This is a genomic window from Sporosarcina sp. AD_1 (genome assembly GCF_057373025.1).
This window is the reverse complement of record NZ_JBPVIR010000004.1, coordinates 345,074-359,024: the sequence shown is the minus strand read 5'-3', so window position 1 is coordinate 359,024 and position 13,951 is coordinate 345,074. Positions and strand designations below refer to the sequence as shown.

Below are 13,951 nucleotides of genomic sequence, written 5' to 3'. Positions count from 1 at the left end.
CTGTCCTGGATCGTTTTTTTTATGTTGTAGGGGGAGATGCGGGAGAACGGGAGGACGTCGGGAAATCAGTGCGAACGCCAATATCACGGGCTGAACGCCAATAACCCGAGCTGAACGCCAATAACTCGAGCGGAACGCCAATAACCCGAGCGGAACGCCAATAACCCGAGCGGAACGCCAATAACCCGAGCGGAACGCCAATAACCCGAGCGGAACGCCAATAACCCGAGCGGAACGCCAATAACTCGAGCTGAACGCCAATAACCCGAGCGGAACGCCAATAACCCGAGCGGAACGCCAATAACCCGAGCTGAACGCCAATAACCCGAGCGGAACGCCAATAACCCGAGCTGAACGCCAATAACTCCGATTGAACGCCAATAGCACCGTTTGGACTCCAATAACTCGAGCTGAACGCCAATAACTCATGTCGAACGCCAATAACCCCGATTGAACGCCAATAGCACCGTTTGAACTCCAATAGCACCGTTTGAACTCCAATATAACGGGATGAATGGCAATCAGACATGGCTAATGCCAAATCCAACAGTCCCCGCGCCAAAAAACATCTTCGCCAAATCCACCAGTCCCCGCGCCAAATTGGATCCTATCCACGCCAAATCCACCTGTCCTCGCGCCAAATCAACGCCCATGCCCGCCAAAAAACCTAACCAACGCGCCAAAATCCATCCGCATTCCCGAAAAAAAACGACCGCTCTCGGCGGTCGTTGCTCACTACATATTCACTTTAAGATCCTACAAAATCTCCGCCGTCGACATGGATTGTCTGGCCGGTCATGTAGCTGGAGTCGTTGGAAGCGAGGAATACATAGGCCGGCGCGTTTTCAGAAGGCTGGCCGCGTCGTTTTACTGGTGTATCGGAACCGTGTTGCTCCACTTTTTTTGCGTCGAAGGTCGCCGGGATGAGCGGCGTCCAGATTGGACCGGGTGCTACGGCATTTACGCGAATGCCTTTTTCCGCCAAGTTCAATGCGAGGGAGCGGGTAAAAGTTGTGATTGCCCCTTTGGTAGCGGAGTAATCCAGCAATCCAGGAGATCCGTTGTACGCCGTTACGGAAGAAGTGTTGACGATGCAATCGCCTTCTTTCATGTGGGCTAACGCAGCTTTGGACATGAAAAAGAGGCCGAAGAAATTCGTCTCGAATGTTTCGCGCAATTGATCGCCGGAGATGCTGGCGATGTGATCTTGAGGGAATTGTTTCCCTGCGTTATTCACAAGGATATTCAGGCTGCCGAATTCTGAAATGACATCCTCGACAAGGCGTTCGCAATTTTCCTCTTCACTAATATCGGTCCGGTATTTTTGCGCTTTGCCGCCATACTTCTCAATGAGTTCAATTGTTTTATTCGCATCAACATCTTCTGCTTCGTCCAAGTAGGCGATGGCGACATTGGCCCCTTCCTTGGCAAATGCGACTGCAACAGCACGTCCGATTCCGCTGTCGCCTCCTGTGATCAGCGCATTTTTTCCTTTCAGCTTGCCGGAACCTTTGTAATTCTCATCGTCATAAATCGGAGCGGGCTCCATCTCGGCCTCCACGCCAGGCTGTTGGTCCTGTGTTTGCGGAACGACTTGTTCATCAATTTTTTCATATTTGTCCATAAGGGCATTCTCTCCTTTGATACATATTTCTATATCAATGATTCCCTGTGTAGCGGCCATTAAACGTTCGAAAGGAAGTAGAGAGTTTGTACTCTACTAAAATCTTAGATGAAAAGAAAAAGTGGCTTTTACGATATAATAAAAGCTAAAAGGGGATGAGATGATGAAGACATTACTTGTGACAGGATTCGAACCATTTTTGAAATATCCGGTGAATCCGACGCAGAAGATTGCGGACGAGCTGGATGGCATGATGATCGGAGAATATAGAATTCATAGTGAAATCCTGCCTGTCGATTTCAGCCAATCTGGGGACCTGATCGTAAAACATATTCAAGAAATTAAACCGGATGCCGTTCTTTCGCTGGGACTATCCGGCGGACGCTATAAAATTACGCCTGAGCGGATCGCCATCAATGTCAGTGATGGCCCGAAAGATAATAGCGGCTATGCTCCTGTCGATGAACCTATCGTGGAAGACGGGGCGGATGGCTATTTCACGAACATGCCGATTCGGAAGATGGTCAATGCCATGAAGGAAGCAGGTCTTCCAGCAGAGATCTCCAATACTGCGGGCGCCTATTTATGCAACAACGTCATGTACCGGGCACTCCATTTAGCAAATACGGAACGGCCCGATATGCTCTCCGGTTTTATTCACATCCCGGCTTCTCATGAACTGGCTGTTGAGCATGGACGAGTGCCGAGCTGGTCGCACGAGGATTTAAAGCGTGCCATTGAAATATGCATCGAAGTGTTAAGTGAATCGTAATGAAAAATGCGCGAAAGAGGGCAAAATCCTCTTCCGCGCGTTTTTTTATTTCACAAAAGGCCGACCCATTTCCAATACGTCGCGCTGAACAGCAAGATGAGCAAATAGCCGATGACAGTAAGCGGAATCCCGGATTTCAGGAAGTCGCCTACCGAGAATGCGCCTGTTCCGTATGCCAGCATGTTTTGCGGTGCGCTTACCGGCAATAGGAAGCCGAAGCTGATGACGAACTGTTGAATCAGCACGAACCCGATGTCATTCGCATTGATCGCGATGGTCGAGGTCAGTGCGATGAAAATCGGTATGAGTGCTGAGGACAAGCTCGTCGCACTTGCAAATCCGAGGTGAATCAAAATGTTGAACAACGACAGCAGTGCGATAGTGGCGAGCAGCGGCATTGTATCCAGCCCCATTGCGCCAAATACTTTATCCGAAAGCCATTGCGCTCCGTTCGTATCGAGCAGGATGGTTCCAAGTGCAATTCCGACCGCAAACACAATAATTGTGCCCCATGGAATGAGTCGTTCTACGGTCTTCCAATCAAACACCCCGATTTTAGGAGACAGCAACACGGCGATGGCAACGACAGTTACAGTCGTCGTATCAAGCGGGTGCAGTTTCTCTTCGGTGGCCCAAAGGAAGAGCAGAATGAGAGAAACGACAATGAGTCTAATCTCCGCCGGCTTCATTGGCCCCAATTCCTTTAACTGACCTTGAATCAACTCCTTGCCGCCTTCCACCACTTTTGTTTCCGGCTTAATTAATTTGATCATGACGAAATAGAGGACGAACGACATGAGGATTGACCAGGGAGCGGCGTATATGAACCATGTACTCCAGGCAATTGATTCACCGAACTCCTTCTCAATAAAACCAAGCGCCACCATATTTTGCGCGGCAGCGGTTTTAATACCGATATTCCATACCGAAACGGCCTGGACGGCAGTTATGACAAGCAATGCCGCGAGCCGGCTGTTTGTTGGCAGGCCAAAAGCGGCAACCATTCCAAGCAGGATCGGAACGACTGCTCCCGCACGTGCAGTCGCACTTGGTACGAAAAAAGCAAGAATAATGGATACAAGTATTGCGCCAAATACGATAGCGCCGGTCTTCACGCCCACTTTGGATAAAATGTACAGGGCAAGTCGTTTATGCAAATTGGTCGCCTGCATCGCGGAGGCGAGGAAGAGGGCGGCGGCAACGAGAGCAACAGCTGAATTCGAAAATCCGCCTAGCGCCATCGTGAGTGCTTTCTTCGTTCCGATATTCACCTCAGGATTTGCCATATCCGGTGAAAAGCCGATCAATAAAGCGACAAGGCCAATAATCATAGCCGCGCTGACAGGATACGTCACGGCTTCCGTCACCCAGAGGATGACCGCGAACGCTAAGATGGCGAGTGCCCGCTGACCCATGACAGGCAGATCGTCCGGAGTTGGCAAAAGAACAATAACAATCATGACTGCGAAAGCGAGGGCAATCCAAATCGGTTTTAAATTATGCTTCGGTTTTGCAGCCTTCATCTGCGCTTCCACCAAGTATCAATCCCTTCTATATGCATGTTATGTGAATAGATTACCCTGGAAAGGAATTTGCAAACGGTATAGAGAGGGAGAGATTTTACTTGCCAACTCGGTTGGAAGTCTGTATGTTTAAATAGTAATGATTACTGTTTGAGGGGCGAAAACATGAAACAACAAATTCCAGTTACCGTGTTAAGCGGCTATTTAGGAGCAGGCAAAACGACGTTATTAAATCATTTATTGGCGAACCGGGAAGATAAACGCATCGCAGTTATAGTGAATGATATGAGTGAAATTAATATCGATTCGGCGCTCATACAGGACAGCGGTTTTTCGCGCACAGAGGAGAAGCTCGTGGAACTGACAAACGGATGCATTTGCTGCACGCTGCGCGAGGATTTGATTATCGAAGTCGAGAAGCTGGCGGCGGCAGGGGATATTGATTACATCGTCATCGAATCGACTGGTATTTCCGAACCAATTCCGGTTGCCCAGACGTTTACGTACATAGATGATGAGGTAGGTGTGGATCTATCCAAAGTGTGCAGATTGGATAGCATGATAACGGTCGTCGATGCGTTCCGTTTTTGGAAAGACTACGAGAGCGGGGAGACGCTGCTGGACCGCAAAGATACAGATGACCCTTATGACCAACGAGACGTTTCGGATTTACTCGTCGATCAATTGGAGTTTGCCAATATTTTGGTCGTCAATAAGTTGGATTTAGTCGAGGAAAGCTATCGTGAACCGTTTACTGCGTTTTTACGGAAAATGAATCCGGATGCTGAAATTATTTTGACAGAATTCGGAAAAGTGAAACCGTCGCAGCTGCTGGACCGGAAGCTATTCGATTTCGAAAAATCCAGCCAAGGGGCCGGTTGGATCAAAGAATTAAATGAAGAACATGTGCCGGAAACAGAGGAGTACGGCATCACTTCTTTTGTATACCGAAGAAAACGCCCCTTCCACCCGGCAAGGTGGCAGGAGTGGCTGTCTCATTTGCCGAGTGAAATCGTCCGCTCCAAAGGCTTTTTCTGGCTTGCCACGCGCCCAGATATGGCCGGCTTGCTGTCCCAAGCAGGCGCATCGATCACATTCCAAGGCGCGGGCCAATGGATCGCCGCCTTGCCGAAACGCCAGCAGCAACAAATTATCGCCGAGGATCCCGAGCTATTGCGCCGGTGGGATAACCAGTACGGTGACAGGCAAACGGAACTTGTTTTCATCGGCCTGGACATGGAACGGGAAGAAATTGAAGCGCAATTGGACCAATGCCTGCTGACAGAGCAGGAGATGACAATGGACTGGTCCACTTTTGAGGATGAACTTCCTAAATTCGTAGCGGCTGGATAACGCTTGGTGTTCATAGCTAATTTACTGGCGTTTAGCTCGTGATACTGGCGTTCGAAATGAGTTATTGGCGTTCATCTCGTTATATTGGCGTTCAAATGGATTTATTGACGTTCAGCACGATATATTGGCGTTCAATCCGATAATCTGGCGTTCGAACTGATTTATTGGCGTTCATCCCGTTATATTGGCGTTCGAAATGAGTTATTGGCGTTCAAACTGATTTATTGGCGTTCATCCCGTCATATTGGCGTTCAAATGGATTTATTGGCGTTCATCCCGTTATATTGGCGTTCAAATAGATTTATTGGCGTTCAATCCGATATTCTGGCGTTCGTTCCAGTTATCTGGCGTTCAATCCGATAATCTGGCGTTCAATCCAATAATCTGGCGTTCGCTCCAGTTATCTGGCGTTCATTCCGATAATCTGGCGTTCGCTCCGGTTATCTGGCGTTCAAACCGGTAATCTGGCGTTCGTTCCAGTTATCTGGCGTTCAATCCAATAATCTGGCGTTCGCTCCAGTTATCTGGCGTTCAATCCGATAATTTGACGTTCGCTCCAGTTATCTGGCGTTCAATCCGATAATTTGACGTTCGCTCCAGTTATCTGGCGTTCATTCCGATAATATGGCGTTCGCTCCGGTTATCTGGCTTCATTTCAATAATCCGGCGTTCAGCACGAGATACCGGTGCTCATCCCGATGTTCTGAGGTTCACCCCAGTGTACGAGCATCCACCCAAATCAACAAACGTCCACCCAGTCTCCTATACAATAATTAAAGCCGGAGCAGTCACGTAGACTCTCCGGCTCTCATCATTTAAAAGAAATATAACCCAATGCTGATCACAATGCCGCTTAACACCAAGACGAACACACAATACCCCATAATATCTTTGGCGCGGAGGCCGGCGATCGCGAGGGCTGGCAAGGCCCAGAAAGGCTGGATCATGTTAGTCCAGGCGTCACCCCACGCGATGGCCATGGCGGTCTTTGAATAGCTGACGCCAAGAGTTTGGGCGGCATCCAGCATGATCGGCGCCTGGACGGCCCATTGTCCGCCGCCGGACGGGACGAAGAAGTTGACGAGACCGGCTGCGTAGAATGAGAAGAGCGGGAATGTCGTTTCGGTTGAGATATTGACGAACCACTCTGACATGACGCCTGCAAGGCCTGAGGCGACCATCATGCCCATGATTCCGGCGTAAAACGGAAATTGGATGATGATGCCGCCCGCTGTTTTCACGGCATTGGCGACAGCGGCCAGGAAACGTTTCGGCGTTCCGTGGAACAGTATGCCGAGCATGAAGAAGATCAGATTGACGATATTGAGATTCAAATCAAACCCTTTGCCAATGAAGTGTTGAATCAGATAAATGACACCGAGCGCGCCGATGAGCATCGATAGGATATAGCTGTTTTCCATTCGGCTCGCGGGCGTCGGCTTCTCTTCTTTTTCCACAATGATTTCCTCATTCAGCAATTCAGGATCGACGGTTACCGTGTCTTCCCGTTTCGGCATCATGAAACGGTTCAACAGCGGGACCGTAACGAACAGAAGCCCAACAATTACGAGATTATACGTTGAAAAAATAGTTTCAGAGGTCGAAACAACACCCATCATATCCTCAAATGGATGGCCTTCCGTCGCGATGGAAAGCGGAATGGAGCCTCCAAGTCCGCCATGCCAGACGATAAATCCGGAGTAAGCGCTTGCAATCAACAGGCGGTAATCCACAGTTGTCACTTTCCGTGCGATTTCTTTTGCAAATAAAGCCCCGATAACCAATCCAAATCCCCAGTTGATCCAGCAGGCAATCAATGAAACGACTGTCACGAGTAAGATGGCGGAGCCAGGCGACTTAGCTAGTCCTGCCAGCGTACTCAGCAGTTTCTTGAATACGGGACTGCTTGCCAGCACGTGGCCAGCTACTAGCACAATGACCATTTGCATTGTAAACTCTAGCAGTTTCCAGAAGCCATTCCCCCAATGGTTGACCATGTCGAGCGGGCTGGAGTCGGTTAAACCGAGTCCGAGCAGAAACACGACGATCGTCAAGATGGCGACAAATATGTACGGATCCGGCAAATAGCGATCCATGATTGCGTTGGACCAACGCGTTAACACTTTCAAAATCATTCCCCCTTTTTTATCCCTCGAAGTAAGACTATCATATTCCTCCAAACGAAATATAATGTTTGATTCAGAAAAGTGAAACGTAAATGGAGGAAAGGAGTCTAATGGTATAAGAAAAGTTGGAAAGGGTTGGATGGCATGAGGAAACCGTTCAGGTGGTTAAGCGTAGCGTGTGTGGTGGCGATCGGTGTGATGATTTTCGCCTTCATGATTGAAAAAGTGGGGATGGCTGCATCGGGAGGTGCGTTCGTGGAGCATGGATGGGATGTGCAATTTACGGCTCCACTGAGCAAGCAGGCAATTGAGAAAGAGGCTGTATATGTAACGGATCAGCAAGGGAAGAAAGTCAAGGCGAAACTGGTCTTGAGCAAGGATGGCAAGGAGTTGCAAGTGAAGGGGCTGGAACCTGGCGAATACGCCTTGAATATTGATGATCAGGCGCTCACGAGAACATTTTTAAAATCCTTCAAGCAGAATAAAATCAAATTCACTATGTACGAATCAATCGAAACTGTAAAATCCGCAGATGATTTAAAAGCGTATTTTGAAATGGCGAAAAATCTACAAGGTAGAAATCAAAGTGAAGAGGTTACCTTGGAAAGTGCTGAAGTTGCATCTGACAGTAGCAACAAAGCTTCAAGCGGCAGTTCAGGACACTCAGAAACAAATGTCCAAGTGCAAGGGATTGATGAGCCGGACATCGTGAAGACAGACGGGGATTATGTCTACAGCATTGCGGAAGCGACTGTGCGCATTACGGATATCCGCAATGGCCAAATGAAGAAAGTTGCCTCCATAAAAATGGAAGAGGATTTCTATCCATCGCAGCTATTCATCCAAGAGGATACGCTAATTGTTCTTGGGGAAAAGATGATCCGTTATGATAAGAAAATGGCAGCACAGGATCAGATCATGCCAATGAATGGGATGACGACCATCCGTTTGTACGATATGAAGAAACGGACTGCTCCTAAGCTGTTGAGGGAAGTTTCGGCGGAAGGCTATCTCAGCAATGCCCGCATGACGGATGATACGTTATACATCGTGACCAATTTGTATCCGATGCTTTGGGCGCTGGAGGAAATCGATGGGGCAACTGTGCGTCCGCGGATTACGGATACGTCGGATAAAGATCTTCGCTATATGGCATACGAGGATATTGCGATTTTGCCGGGTGCGACGGAGCCTTCTTATACGGTTGTGACGGCTATTGATCTGCATTCCCCGGAGAAGAGCGAGCTATCAACAAAGGGGTACCTCGGCAGCAGCAATCAGTTGTATATGTCAAAGGACCATCTCTATTTGACGGCGACTAAATACCATTTTGAACAGAATAATTCCAAGGCGATGATTTGGAATCCTGGAACTGCCAATACGCAATTTTTCAAGTTCACGCTGGATGGGGTGAAGGTTGAATTTACAGGGTCCACTGAGCTGAAAGGGACTGTGCTGAACCAATTTTCAATGGACGAGGATAACGGTTACTTCCGTGTCGTGACGACGGAAGGGAATATGTGGGATGAAAAAAATCCATCTAAAAATCATCTATTTGTTTTAGATAAAGGGATGAAACAGGTCGGTTCGGTGGAGAATCTGGCAAAAGGGGAGCGCATCTACTCCGCCCGCTTTATGGGGGATAAAGCTTACATGGTGACGTTCCGCGAGACGGATCCGCTATTCGTCATCGATGTAGCAGACCCGGCAAAGCCGAAAGTACTGGGGGAATTGAAAATACCTGGTTTCTCCAAATACTTGCATCCGCTTGATGAAAATCATCTCATCGGATTTGGTTACGAGACCGTTTCAGAGAAAAATCCATCAGGCGGCGAGCCGTTCATTCGCACAAAAGGGATGAAAGTCTCCCTCTTTGATGTAACCGATTTTGCCAATCCGAAAGAGAAGGATACGGTGATCATCGGAGGGGAAGGCACCTATTCGCCGGTGCAATACGATCATAAGGCGCTGTTCCAGCAAGCGGGCCGCAATCTATACGGCTTCCCGGTCAGTGTGTATGAAGAGAATGGCAAGCAGCATCAGCTCGATTTCAAAGGGGCAGGCGCTCTCATTTATGAAATAACGCCGGAACGGGGCATCGTCTTGAAGGGCGATCTTATCCGCAAACCGGAAAAGGGCCAGCAATACGAGGAGTGGGAAACGCAAGTGCAGCGGCTTGTCTATAGCAAAGACCGGCTCTATACGGTATCCTACAGCGATTTGAACAGCTATGATTTCAACACGTTTAAAAAGCTGGAGCAATTGAAGTGGGACGACAAGAAGTAAGCAATGTTCAGCCAGGAGCGTACATCCATGCTCCTGGCTTTTTAATTTCGTTTCACGAACTCAAATTGTATTTTCGTTTCTTCTTCGATAAGATGGATAGTACAACGTAACAGGGAGTGAGAGAGAGATGAGCGATAAGGAAATGGCGATTGACTGCTGTTTGCTGGCCGGCCGGCTCATGATGGAAGCGGGGGCGGAGACGTACCGGGTGGAAGATACGATGGACCGCATGGCGAAGACGCAGGACCTTGCCGCGATCCATAGCTTTGTCACTCCAACGGGCATTATTCTGTCTCCGGGAAGTCCTCATCATACGAAGCTGATCCGGATTACGAACCGCTCGACCGACTTGGAGAAAATTGCACTGGTCAACGCGGTATCCCGCAAGTTATCCACTGGGGAATACTCACTTGAGCAGGCCTACGAGCGGTTGAAAGAGATTGAGAAGGCGAATGTCATGTTTCCGCTTTGGCTCCAAATTGCTGCGGCCGCGGTTGCGAGTGGCTCCTTCCTCATGTTGTTCAACGGATTGTGGCAAGACGTGGCAGCGGCTGTCGTGGCTGGAGGTATCGGATTTATCGTCGTGACATTCTTTCAGGAATTGACGAACGTCAAGTTCTTCGCAGAATTTGTGGCCGCATTGGCAGTCGCATTAACCGCCTTTTTTGCAATTAAAACGGGAATTGGCATTGAACTTGATAAAATCATCATCGGGGGCGTCATGCCTCTCGTACCGGGATTGCTCATTACAAATGCGGTCCGCGATCTGATGGCAGGCCATTTTATGTCGGGCTTGTCCAAAGGAGCGGAAGCTTTTCTGACGGCGTTTGCGATCGGTGCTGGCGTCGCGCTTGTTTTATCTTTCTAATGAAGAGGTGTATTGAATGACGTGGATCATACAAGCAGCGCTCAGTTTTCTTGCCGCCATCGGGTTTGGGATTATATTCAATGCGCCGCGGAAAATGCTGTTTTATTGCGGGGTCGTCGGGATGGCCGGCTGGCTCATATACAGTGTCAGTGAAACGTATTCAGGGGATGCGGTCAAGGCGTCGTTTCTTGGGGCGTTCGCTGTGGCTCTCGTCGCCCATATTTTCGCTAAACGGTTTAGGACACCAATGATCGTGTTCAGTGTAGCGGGCATCATTCCGCTTGTTCCGGGAGGGATGGCATACAATGCGATGCGCCATATCGTCGAAAATGATTACATAACAGCGATTTCATTCGCGTCTAAGGCGTTCATGGTTTCCGGAGCCATCGCGATGGGACTTGTATTCGCAGAAGTGAGCATCCAGCTTTTATATCGAGGCCGCTCGAAACGAAGGAGAGCGACTTGATAGGGGCCAAGAGGCTCTTTTTTTATTTCTAGAATGGCAATCAAATCGTAAGCTATGATTCCTAAAGAAAAACGGAGCGCCCGGCAGGCACTCCGCTCTATCATTCAAATGTAATTTGATCTTGTGTTACTGGTTGGCCGATGTAATAGCCTTGGATGGCATCGACACCCATTTCAATCAGCATATCGAATTGTTCCTGCGTTTCCACGCCTTCAGCCGAGACGGTAAGTCCCATTGATTTGCATAACATGATCATGCCTTCCACAAGCTGCTTTGTCTTCGGATGAGTCGTCAGCGCCTGGATGAAGACCTGGTCGATTTTTACACGCGAGATCGGCAGGTTCTGCATATATCTTAAAGAAGCATAGCCTGTCCCAAAGTCGTCTAGAACAAATTGCACGCCAGCGTCTTGAAGCGTTTGCATTTGCCGGATGATCGATTTCTCGACTTCTGCCTGAAATGCAAATTTCTCTGTAATTTCCAAGTGGATCCGGTTCGCCGGGCAATTCGTATCCCGCAGGATATCCAATATCGTATTCTTCATATCCGGCTTGCTGAATTCCCGGACGGAAGAGTTGATAGAAACACAAATATTGCGCTTATCCTTGTCCCACTCGGCGGCAAGCTTGGCGGCTTCTTCGATCACGTAGGCACCGATGGCATGGATTTGCCCGTTCTCTTCCGCAATTGGAATCAACTCATCCGGCATGACGTATCCGAGTTCCTCGTCTTCCCAGCGGACAAGCGCTTCATAGAGATTGATTCTTCCGGAGGCGACATCGTACTGCGGCTGATAGACGACTTGCAAATTGCGCCGGTCTAAAGCGGTCAGCAGTTTGCGGTCAATCAAGGCGCGCCGGTTCAGCCCCTTATGGGATTCAGCAGATAAGGAAGCAATACGTCCGCCGCCGCTGTCCGTCATTTCCTTCGTAGCGGCGAGTGCTGCGGTGATCAGCTGCGTATAGGTTTGCTGATCCTCAGGGTAGCGTACAATTCCGCCGCTGATGGAAAGCGGCAATGCCGTATGTTCAATGTAGATCGGCTGTTCCTTCAGAAATGCCAGGAATCCTTGTATGTACCAATCCCCATAAGGAGTGAGCAGAGCAAATTGGCCTACACCGACCCGCGCAATGGGGCTGTCTTGGAAATAGCGCTTGAGTCGATTCGTAAATTCTTTCATTAAAATCCGTTCAGAGTCGTACGTCTTATGGTCTTTCAGTGTATAATAGTGATCGATCGTTATGTAAACAAATGAAAAATGTCGTTTGCTTTCGATATATTCATTGACGAGCGTTTCCAGCCGATGACGGCTCATGAGACCAGTTTCGAAGTCGATGAACGCGATTTCTTGCAGTTTTTCCCGAAGCTCGACGTCATCAGTAACGTCTAATTCGAGAAATGTGGCGGAGCAAAGTGTATCGGAATTATCCATAAATGGAACCGCGACCATCTTGACGAAATAAGGATCTCCATGGCGCGTTGTTTTCTTTGTTGTGCCAAACCAGGATTTCCCGCTGGAAAGACGGCTCCATATGGCATGGGATTGTTCTTGGCCTTCTTCGTCGTTCGGAAACATCTGCCAAAACGATTTTCCTAATATTCGTTTAGGTGTCCAATTGCTTGTTTCTAGGAAGTTCCGGTTTGCATATGTAATCAAGCCCTCGCCATCCGTACGGGTTACCATATAATACTTCTCGAGACTATCCATGATATCCGGCAATTCGAGTCTTTTGTCATTCTCGGATTTCAACATTCTGTCCCCTTTCGGATGTTTTATGTAACAAATTATTCATTTGATGATAGTATACATCATAGTTTCGGTGAATAACTAGTCTATCTGTCTGTTTGTAAATAATTAGTCAAAATGGTGGTAGTGCAAAATGAATAGATTAAAAGGTATTCTGATGATCATTTCCGGCGCCATGATGTGGGGGGCGACCGGCCCGATGATGGAATGGATGCTGTCAACTAGCGACATGTCCATTTCTTTTATGCTGACAATTCGCTTGTTGATTGCGGGTTTTTTTATTTTGGCCTTTTTGAAGGTGAAGGGACAAGATATCTTTCGCCCAATGAGGTATAAAGTCTGGCTGCGACAAATGATCATTTTTGGGATCTTTGGCATGCTTGGCGTTCAATTTACATTTGTCGGGTCTATCAATTCCAGCAATGCGATCATTGCGACTCTATTTCAATTTTTAGCCCCGATTTATATCATACTATTCGTTTCCATCCGGCAGAAGGCACTGCCGCCGATTGCGCAAGTAATTGGCATGATTGTGACGATGGTGGGACTGTTTTTTTTACTTACGAATGGCACGTTGTCCGGGTTTGCGCTTAGCGCTACTGCAGTTGCCTGGGGACTGGCTGTCGGTTTCACGTTTGCTTTTTACACACTGTACCCTGCCCGGCTGATGAGTGAATGGGGTGTCCTCCTGGTGGTTGGATGGGGGATGCTGATCGGCGGGGCGGTGTTATTAGCAGCTAATATAACAAAGCTGGGCGATGATTTTGTCTATTTAAGCGATTGGCGCATTGTCACCGTTTTGTCGCTCGTTATTGTAGTCGGAACGGTTGCGTTCCTTTTATTCCTCGGCAGTATGAAGTACATCTCGCCTGTCGAGACAAGCATACTATCAAGCTTCGAACCATTGACTGCGATGATCATTTCCGTTATCTGGTTCGGAAGCGTTCTTGGCAAGTGGCAGCTGGCTGGAGCATTGATCATGCTGATCGGTGTGACCGGGCTGTCGGTGGCGGGGAGCAAGGCGAAGGAAGAAGAATAAAAGTGCTGGAAAAAATATTGCCGATAAAAGAGTGAAGTGCCACTCCTTTATTGGCAATTCTTTTTTTGTACGGCGAAATCTTTTATTGATTTTGAGAAATGTCAAATCATTCAAACTCCATCCTATACATGAAGAGTCGCATATGGC

At 48.4% G+C, this 13,951-nt stretch carries 13 protein-coding genes; 7 read left to right on the top strand and 6 right to left on the bottom strand.

Features of this window, described 5'->3' with window-relative positions; genetic code table 11:
• Positions 1 to 19: 19 nt before the first annotated feature.
• The 3 genes from ACSW3C_RS10265 to ACSW3C_RS10255 all read right to left on the bottom strand — a co-directional run bounded on the left by ACSW3C_RS10265 (position 20) and on the right by ACSW3C_RS10255 (position 1,624).
• Entirely contained in the window at positions 20 to 541 is a 522-nt protein-coding gene (locus ACSW3C_RS10265) for a hypothetical protein (protein WP_486562446.1), read from the bottom strand.
• Positions 522 to 683, bottom strand: a complete 162-nt coding sequence (locus ACSW3C_RS10260) for a hypothetical protein (protein WP_486562445.1) — start codon at positions 681 to 683, stop codon at positions 522 to 524. The genes ACSW3C_RS10265 and ACSW3C_RS10260 overlap by 20 nt, the downstream gene beginning before the upstream one ends.
• Before the next feature lie 65 nt (positions 684 to 748).
• Complete coding sequence (locus ACSW3C_RS10255; protein WP_486562444.1) at positions 749 to 1,624, bottom strand: SDR family oxidoreductase; 876 nt, start codon at positions 1,622 to 1,624, stop codon at positions 749 to 751.
• A 163-nt stretch (positions 1,625 to 1,787) separates the two neighbouring features.
• Between ACSW3C_RS10255 and pcp the strand changes: the two genes are divergently transcribed.
• Complete coding sequence (gene pcp / locus ACSW3C_RS10250; protein ID WP_486562443.1) at positions 1,788 to 2,396, top strand: pyroglutamyl-peptidase I; 609 nt, start codon at positions 1,788 to 1,790, stop codon at positions 2,394 to 2,396.
• A gap of 50 nt (positions 2,397 to 2,446) precedes the next feature.
• On the opposite strand, the gene ACSW3C_RS10245 is transcribed toward pcp, so the two are convergent.
• Positions 2,447 to 3,919 (bottom strand): DASS family sodium-coupled anion symporter, encoded by a 1,473-nt coding sequence (locus ACSW3C_RS10245; protein WP_486562552.1) that lies wholly within the window; start codon positions 3,917 to 3,919, stop codon positions 2,447 to 2,449.
• A gap of 165 nt (positions 3,920 to 4,084) precedes the next feature.
• Between ACSW3C_RS10245 and ACSW3C_RS10240 the strand changes: the two genes are divergently transcribed.
• Together ACSW3C_RS10240 and ACSW3C_RS10235 are read left to right on the top strand one after the other, a co-directional pair.
• Complete coding sequence (locus tag ACSW3C_RS10240) at positions 4,085 to 5,272, top strand: GTP-binding protein (RefSeq protein ID WP_486562442.1); 1,188 nt, start codon at positions 4,085 to 4,087, stop codon at positions 5,270 to 5,272.
• Between the two features lie 244 nt (positions 5,273 to 5,516).
• Positions 5,517 to 5,735 carry a hypothetical protein gene (locus ACSW3C_RS10235; protein WP_486562441.1) on the top strand — a complete coding sequence of 73 codons (219 nt, stop codon included), beginning with the start codon at positions 5,517 to 5,519 and terminating at the stop codon, positions 5,733 to 5,735.
• Positions 5,736 to 6,087: 352 nt separating this feature from the next.
• Here ACSW3C_RS10235 and ACSW3C_RS10230 read toward each other — a convergent pair whose 3' ends face one another.
• Entirely contained in the window at positions 6,088 to 7,401 is a 1,314-nt protein-coding gene (locus ACSW3C_RS10230; RefSeq protein WP_486562440.1) for a short-chain fatty acid transporter, read from the bottom strand.
• Positions 7,402 to 7,542: 141 nt separating this feature from the next.
• Here ACSW3C_RS10230 and ACSW3C_RS10225 point away from each other — a divergent pair, with 141 nt between their 5' ends.
• From ACSW3C_RS10225 to ACSW3C_RS10215, 3 genes are all read left to right on the top strand, one after another.
• Positions 7,543 to 9,684 carry a beta-propeller domain-containing protein gene (locus tag ACSW3C_RS10225; protein WP_486562438.1) on the top strand — a complete coding sequence of 714 codons (2,142 nt, stop codon included), beginning with the start codon at positions 7,543 to 7,545 and terminating at the stop codon, positions 9,682 to 9,684.
• Between the two features lie 127 nt (positions 9,685 to 9,811).
• Positions 9,812 to 10,552, top strand: a complete 741-nt coding sequence (locus ACSW3C_RS10220) for a threonine/serine exporter family protein (RefSeq protein WP_486562437.1) — start codon at positions 9,812 to 9,814, stop codon at positions 10,550 to 10,552.
• 16 nt (positions 10,553 to 10,568) lie between these two features.
• Positions 10,569 to 11,018 (top strand): threonine/serine exporter family protein, encoded by a 450-nt coding sequence (locus tag ACSW3C_RS10215; RefSeq protein ID WP_486562436.1) that lies wholly within the window; start codon positions 10,569 to 10,571, stop codon positions 11,016 to 11,018.
• A gap of 100 nt (positions 11,019 to 11,118) precedes the next feature.
• Here ACSW3C_RS10215 and ACSW3C_RS10210 read toward each other — a convergent pair whose 3' ends face one another.
• Positions 11,119 to 12,771: a sensor domain-containing protein gene (locus ACSW3C_RS10210; protein ID WP_486562434.1), complete on the bottom strand. Its 1,653-nt coding sequence runs from the start codon at positions 12,769 to 12,771 to the stop codon at positions 11,119 to 11,121.
• Positions 12,772 to 12,898: 127 nt separating this feature from the next.
• Between ACSW3C_RS10210 and ACSW3C_RS10205 the strand changes: the two genes are divergently transcribed.
• Positions 12,899 to 13,804, top strand: a complete 906-nt coding sequence (locus ACSW3C_RS10205; protein WP_486562433.1) for a DMT family transporter — start codon at positions 12,899 to 12,901, stop codon at positions 13,802 to 13,804.
• Positions 13,805 to 13,951: the final 147 nt, after the last annotated feature.